This window comes from Deinococcus wulumuqiensis R12, assembly GCF_011067105.1.
Taxonomy (GTDB): Bacteria; Deinococcota; Deinococci; order Deinococcales; family Deinococcaceae; genus Deinococcus; species Deinococcus wulumuqiensis.
Genome location: NZ_CP049357.1, coordinates 2,800,587 through 2,807,500 on the forward strand (window position 1 = coordinate 2,800,587; position 6,914 = coordinate 2,807,500).

General features: G+C 66.7%; 6 protein-coding genes (1 of these 6 only partly in view). 5 read left to right on the top strand and 1 reads right to left on the bottom strand.

Annotated elements, in window-relative coordinates; genetic code table 11:
• Window positions 1-158: 158 nt before the first annotated feature.
• Window positions 159-1,832: an erythromycin esterase family protein gene (locus G6R31_RS13555; RefSeq protein ID WP_017870888.1), complete on the top strand. Its 1,674-nt coding sequence runs from the start codon at window positions 159-161 to the stop codon at window positions 1,830-1,832.
• A gap of 60 nt (window positions 1,833-1,892) precedes the next feature.
• Here G6R31_RS13555 and tkt read toward each other — a convergent pair whose 3' ends face one another.
• Complete coding sequence (tkt, locus tag G6R31_RS13560) at window positions 1,893-3,866, bottom strand: transketolase (RefSeq protein WP_017870889.1); 1,974 nt, start codon at window positions 3,864-3,866, stop codon at window positions 1,893-1,895.
• A gap of 365 nt (window positions 3,867-4,231) precedes the next feature.
• Between tkt and G6R31_RS13565 the strand changes: the two genes are divergently transcribed.
• The 4 genes from G6R31_RS13565 to G6R31_RS13580 all read left to right on the top strand — a co-directional run.
• On the top strand, window positions 4,232-5,164 hold the full coding sequence (locus G6R31_RS13565; protein WP_017870890.1) for a GNAT family N-acetyltransferase: 933 nt from the start codon (window positions 4,232-4,234) through the stop codon (window positions 5,162-5,164).
• Complete coding sequence (locus tag G6R31_RS13570; RefSeq protein ID WP_017870891.1) at window positions 5,161-5,646, top strand: GNAT family N-acetyltransferase; 486 nt, start codon at window positions 5,161-5,163, stop codon at window positions 5,644-5,646. The genes G6R31_RS13565 and G6R31_RS13570 overlap by 4 nt, the downstream gene beginning before the upstream one ends.
• An 82-nt stretch (window positions 5,647-5,728) precedes the next feature.
• Window positions 5,729-6,196, top strand: a complete 468-nt coding sequence (locus G6R31_RS13575; RefSeq protein WP_017870892.1) for a GNAT family N-acetyltransferase — start codon at window positions 5,729-5,731, stop codon at window positions 6,194-6,196.
• Window positions 6,197-6,542: 346 nt separating this feature from the next.
• Window positions 6,543-6,914, top strand: partial view of a DUF418 domain-containing protein gene (locus tag G6R31_RS13580; RefSeq protein ID WP_026138757.1) — the start only. 792 nt of this gene lie beyond the right edge of the window; 372 of the gene's 1,164 nt are visible here — the first part of the coding sequence; its start codon is at window positions 6,543-6,545; its stop codon lies beyond the right edge, outside the window.

A 6,914-nucleotide genomic window follows, 5' to 3' on the forward strand; every position in this document is an offset into this window, starting at 1 on the left:
CGTCTTTGCCCGGCGGTCATACGGTTTCCGCTTAATTCCTGCACAGTCGGGAAAGCGCCGCCTGTGCATCCATATCGCGGAATCCGTATTTTTTCCTACTCGCATCCGCTCGGATTGAATCTGGTAGTTTCAGATTCAATCGGAATCCGTATCAGTTCATGAACAGAGTCTTTGCCCTCACCCTCGCCCTGCTGCTCGGTGCTCTGCTGCCGGGTGCCCTCGCCGGAGGTGCCCAGGGCAACCCGGACGAGGCCGTGATTCGCCGCAGCTACCAGCAACTCGCGCAGGCCATCCGGACGGGCGATTCGGCGTCCATCCTGAACGTCTACGCTCCGCAGTTCGTGGGCTACGGGCCGCGCTACGAACCGCTCAGCCGCGAACTGCTGACCCAGGCCACGCAGGGCCTGACTTTCAAGACCGTCGGCACCGAACTGCTCAAGGTCCAGCGTCAGGGCCAGAGCTACGACGTGACCAGCCGCACCACCAGCACGGGTGAGTACGACATGGGCGGCCAGAAAGTCCCCTTCACGCAAACCGGCGACACGCTCGACACCTGGCAGAAGGTGGGCGGGCGCTGGCAAATCGTGGGCAGCAGGACGCTGAGCAGTACGGTGGACCTCGCCGGGCAAAAACAGGTCATGAACGACCCTGCCCCCCTGTCCGGCGCCCAGCGGCAGGCGCTCCAGACCGCGCTCCGGCCCCTCCTGAAGCCGGTCAGTCTGAACGTGGGGGCAGCGGCCAGTGACCTCGCGTTTCTGGCCCCGCTGGCCCAGGCCCGTCTCATCGGCGCAGGCGAGGGCAGGCACGGGACGCACGAACATTTCGTCCTCAAGGCGCGCATCTTCAGGGCGCTGGTCGAGCACCACGGCTTCACGACCCTCGCCTTCGAGTCCAACCCCACCGGCGCACCGGCCATCAACGCCTACATTTCGGGCGAGTCGGACGACCTTCAGGCGGCGGTGGGCGGGCTGGGCTTCATGGTGTGGCGCACCGCCGAAATCCGTGACCTGCTCGTCTGGATACGGGACTACAACGCGCAGCGCGGCGACAGACCCGCCCTGACCTTCGTGGCGGTGGACATGCAGGATCCCGGCGGCAGCGCGGGCGTGCTGGTCAAGCTCGTGCCGGGGCTGGCCGCCGCTGCCGTGCCTTTCGCCGACCTGAAGCCCTACCAGATCGACGAACTCGTCAAAGACCCCGCCGAACAGAAGGCCTTCACCGAGCAGGCGGCGGCCCTCGTCCAGGCGGCTGCCGAGTTGCCCGAAGACACCCCCCACCGCGCCGAGGCCCAGGCGCTCGCGCGGACCGTGCAGCAGGCGGTCCTGGCAGCGAGCGGGCAGGGCACGCGGGACGACTTCATGGCCGAGAACCTGCTGGGCTTTCTCCAGGCCAACCCGCAGAGCAAAGTGATGCTGTGGGCGCACAACGGGCACGTCAGCAAAGCTCCCGACGTCCTGTCGCAGACCGGCATGGGTGCACAGCTGTCCGCCGCTTTGGGCAGCGACTACCGCACCGTCGGGCTGACCTTCAGCAGCGGCAGCATCCGCGCCGTGCAGATGGGTCAGGAGGACAAGGGGATGCAGGCCGTGACCGTCGCTCCCTCCCACCCCGACAGCCCCGAGGCGCTGGCGACGGCCCCCGCTGCGCTGGTCCTGGCCGACGCGCTCAAGGTCCCCGTCCTCCGTGACTATCTGGCGACGCTGCGCCCCGTGCGCGGCATCGGGCAGAGCAGCATCCCGGGCGCGATGGGCTACACCTTCGATGTTCTTCCCAAAGCCTACGACGTGCTGATTTTTACCGGGAAAAGCACGCCTGCCCAGCCCGCGAAGTAAGCCACAGATAAAAACCCCGCCTGCTTTCCGTGTGGAGGCAGGCGGGGTTCCTGATTCCCCTTACAGCGCGGCGCGAACCACCTTCACCACGTTCTCCACGCTGAAGCCGAACTTCTCGAACAGCACCTTGGCCGGGGCCGACGCGCCGAAGCCGTCCATGCCGATGACCGGGCCGCCCAGCGTCCACTCGTACCAGGGCTGCTTGCTGCCGGCTTCGATGGCGACGCGCCTCACGCCCGGGGTCAGCACGCTGTCGCGGTAGCCCTGCTCCTGCTCGCGGAACACTTCCATGCAGGGCATGGACACCACGCGGGCCGCCACGCCTTCCTCGGCGAGTTTGGCGGCGCTGTCGAGGGCCAGGCTGACTTCCGAGCCGCTCGCCAGCAGAATCACCTGGGCATTCTCGGCGTCGCGCACCACGTAGGCGCCTTTTTTCACGCCATCGAAGTTCCGGGGCAGGATGGGCAAATCCTGGCGCGAGAGGGCCAGCGCGGTGGGGCCTTTGTCGTATTCCAGCGCCATCACCCAGGCGGCGGCGGTTTCGTTGGCGTCGGCGGGACGGATGACGTGGGCGCCGGGCACCGCGCGCAGCATCGCCAGCTGGTCAATCGGCTGGTGGGTGGGGCCGTCCTCGCCCAGCCCGATGGAGTCGTGGGTCAGCACGTAGGTCACGGGCTGCATCTGTATGGCGCTGAGGCGGAAGGCGGGCTTGAGGTAGTCGGCAAACACCAGGAAGGTGCCGACCAGCGGGCGCAGGCCCCCGTAGAGGCTCAGGCCGTTGCCCGCCGCACTCATACCGAACTCGCGCACGCCGAACAGCACGTTGCGCCCGTCCATCTGCCCGGCCTGCATCTCGCCGCCGTCCTTGATGGTGGTCTTGGTCGAGCCGCTCAGGTCGGCACTGCCGCCCATCAGCCCGGGCACCACTTTGGCGAGCGCGTTGATGACGTCGCCGCTGGCCGTGCGGGTCGCCACCGCTTTGCCGCCTTCCTCGTAGCCCGGCAGCGCGGCCATCAGGTCAGCGGGCAACTCGCGGGCAAGCAGCGCGTCCACTTCCTTGCCGAGGTCGGGGTGGGCGGCGCGGTAGTCGGCCATCAGCTTTTCCCAGTCGGCTTCGAGCTGTGCGCCGCGTGCGCGGGCGTTCATGTGCGCGGCGACCTCGTCGGGCACGGTGAAGGCCGGGTACTCCCAGCCGAGCGCCTTTTTCGTTTCGGCCACGCCCTCGGCGCCCAGAGGCTCGCCGTGCGCCTTGCTCGTTCCGGCGCGGGGGCTGCCGAAGCCGATGACGGTGCGAACCTGAATCAGCGTGGGCCGCTCGCTCTGGGCGCGGGCCTGCTCGATGGCCTGCGCGATTTCGTCCAGATTGTTGCCATCCTCGACCTTCAGCACGTTCCAGCCGTAGGAGCGGAAGCGGGCGGCGGTGTCTTCCGATTCGGCCTTGTCGGTGGGCGTATCGAGCTGAACCTGGTTGTCGTCGTGCAGCCAGATGAGCTTGCCCAGTTTCAGGTGCCCGGCGAGCGCGGCGGCCTCGTGGTTGATGCCTTCTTGCAGGTCGCCGTCACCGAGGATGCCGTAGGTGTGGTTGTCGAAGATGGGGAACTGGGGGCGGTTGTAGCGGGCGGCGAGGTGCGCCTCGGCCATCGCCATGCCCACCGTCATCGCCGCGCCCTGACCGAGCGGGCCGGTGGTCGCGTCCAGCCCCTTGGTGTGGAAAAACTCGGGGTGGCCCGGCGTGTGGTAGCCCCACTGCCGGAAGTTCTTGATGTCGTCGAGCGTCATCGCCTCGTAGCCGGTCAGGTGCAGCAGGCTGTAAATGAGCATGCTGGCGTGTCCGGCCGACAGCACGAAGCGGTCGCGGCCTGGCCATTCGGGGTGCGCAGGGTTGTGACGCAGGAACTTCTGCCACAGCACGTAGCCCATCGGGGCCATGCCGAGCGGCGCACCGGGGTGGCCGGAGTTGGCGGCCTGCACCGCGTCGATGGCGAGGGTGCGAATCGTGTTCACACTCAGCTGCGAAACGTTTCCGTCTGACATGGCCGCAGTCTACCGGGCGACACCGGACCCGGAGCCACGGCCACCCGGCCAAAAGAAAAACGCCCACCAACGAAGGAAGGCGCGGTTGATGACTGAACTGGACCGTCTCTGGAACTCGACTGTCTCCGGGCAGACCTGCAAGCGCACCCACGGCGCTTTCATTCCGGTAAGGACAGAATACGCCCGGTGCGTAAAGTTGTCAAGCATCTCTGTGAATGTCGCTTGAGTATGCGGCCCAGAATCATTGAGCCGAGCTTGAGCCGGGGGAAGAATGCCAGGAAAGTCCAGGTGCATATGCATCCACTAGGCCATTTGGCCGAGGGTCCGGATTCGCCCGGCAAGTCGGGGCCTGCCAGGATGACCCCATGTCCGACCTTCCCCCTTTCCATGTGCGCCCGGCCCAGCCTGCCGACGCCTTTCTGGCCGCCCTGCTGCTGGGTGCCACCGGGGAGCCGCACTTTCACACGACGGCGCAAAAGCTCGCGGAACGCTTTGCGGCTCCGGCTCACGGTTATGTCGTGGGTGAAACGGCGGGGCAGGTCACCGGCCTCGGGTCGTTCTGGCTGCCGGAGTTTCACCCGGACCACGCCTGGGTGGGCCTGCACCTTCACCCTGACCACCACGCGGGCGCGGCGGCCCTGCTGGACTTCCTGGCGCTTCGGGCCCGCGCCGCTGGGCGTTCGCACCTGTGGGCCAGCGTGCGCGAGGACTACCTCCCCACCTGGCCGGACCTCCCCGCGCTGGGATTCCGCGAAGTTCACCGCACGTTCGGCGGCGGCTTTCATTTGAGTGACGGGCATCTGCGCGACTGGCAGGCGAACACCGCCCGCCTTGAGGCCGCGCTGACCCGCCAGGGCCACTGGCTCACCCCCGCTGCTTCCTTCCGGCAAGACGCCCGCCTGACCGACCTGTACGCCCTGACCCGCCACGACAAGGTGACGGCTCCGCCCACCATCGACCCCGCCGCCGAGAGCCTGCCGACCGAGAACCTGACCGACGAGGAGGCCCTCTGGAACGCCGCCTGGCTGGCGTGGCACGGCGAAACGCCGGTGGGCCTCGCCCTCCCCGAGCGTTCGCGCCTGGGTGCCTGGAACGCGGTGCTGGTCGTTCACCCGGAGCACCGTCGCCAGGGCCTCGCCACCGCCCTTCTTGCCCGGGTGGTCCGCAGCCTGCAAGCCGGGGGCCTGCCCTTTCTCAATGTGGCGGGCAGCAAACGCGACGCCGCCTACCTCGGCGTGCTGCGTCGCCTGGGCGCGAACATCGAACCCGACTGGATTGCCTGGGAGCGCGAGGCGTGAAGGTCCGTCCATTCCGGGAAGCCGACGCCGCCACCGTCGCCCGGCTCGTCACCGGGAGCGTGCGCGGTCAGTGGACCTCCCGGCCCGAACAGTTCCGGGTGTCCAGCGACCCGCAGCGCCGCCGTCTGGTGGCCGAGAACGGGGGAGAGGTCGTCGCTGCCGTCCACGCCTCCCCTTTCGGCGCAGGTGCCCCCGACGCACTGCGGCTGGACTTCGCGGGCGAGGGCGCGGCGTTTTCTCCTCTTTACCTCGCGCTGCTGGCCGACCTGCCGCCAGGGTTCTCACGGCTGCTGGGCGTGACCCGCGAAGACTGGCCCGAGCAGATGCGTTTCTTCGCGGCGGCGGGCTTTCGCAACGCCTGGCAATCCTGGGGCGCCCACCTCGACCTGACGACCTTCGACTTTGAGCGGTTTCGCGCCCTAGAGCATTTGACAAAAAGACGCAACGTCTTTTTGGCGAGCGGAGCGAGTGCAAAACACTGAGCAGGGCGGAGAATGGAGTGATGCGGGGCGCTGTTCCGCGCATCACGTAATTCGGAGAACTGCTCTAGACGAAAAGCTGTTCGTGGCAGGTTACGAGGTCGGGCGCTGGGACAATGCCGCCACAGAAGCCGAGTGGGACGCGCTCTACCGGCTTCACCGGCAGGGCGAGGCCGATGTGCCGAGGAATCCGACGACTTCCTCCGCGCCGCTGAGTCGTGAGGACTGGCAGCGCACCCTGAGCGAAGAAGCGGTCTTCGTGGTGCGTGACCGGGGTGAACCCGTAGGCCTGACCCGTCTGACGCTACCCGGCCATCATCCCTTGCAGACGGCCCGCGAAGTGGAAAGTGACTTCACGGCCACCCACCCCGCGCATCGTTCACACGGTCTCGCCACGGTCCTCAAGGCGCATGCGCTCGCCTGGGCTGCTGCCGAGGGCTACGTGGTGGCGGGTACGGGCGGCACGGTGCTCAATTTGTCGATGCTGCGCGTGAATACCCGGCTGGGCTACGTCACCGAGCCGATGTGGGTGACCTGGGAACGGCATCTCTGATACGGATTCCGATTGAATCTGGTAGTTTCAGATTCAATCCGAGCGGATGCGAGTAGGAAAAAATACGGATTCTGCGATATGGATGCACAGGCGGCGCTTTCCCGACTGTGCAGGAATTAAGCGGAATCCGTATGATACAGCTTCGAAAAATAGGTTTTCCATAAAATCTATTTTTCCGAGCGAAGCGAGTAGAAGAAGATACGGGTTTGGACGGAGCGGAGCGTATTCAGGCGCTTTTCCTGAATGCGCGAAGTGAAGTAGAGTTCAAACCCGTATGACACCGCCTGCCGCGTACTGCCGGCTTCATGGGCGAGAGAAGCACGGGCGAGAGGAATACGCTGACCCCGTGACACACTTCCCTCCTGCTTCCTCGGCTGAGGTCGCTTCCCCTTCGCCCGAAGCCCCGGTGCCGGTCCGTGAGCGTGCCCTGCTGCCGGACGTGCTGCGCGGCGTGGCCTTGCTCGGCATCCTGACGGTGAACATGCAGGACTTCGCCGGCTATCTGGAGTGGCGGCAGACCGGACTGGACCGCGTGGCCCAGGTCCTGATCGACGTGTTCGCCAACGGGCGTTTCATCAGTATCTTCGCCATGCTTTTCGGCTGGGGGGCCTACGGGCTGTACCGGCGGCACGGCCCGGCCCTCTTCGCGCGGCGGCACCTGCTGCTGTTCGTGTTGGGAACGGCCCACCACCTGCTGCTGTGGCACGGCGACATCATC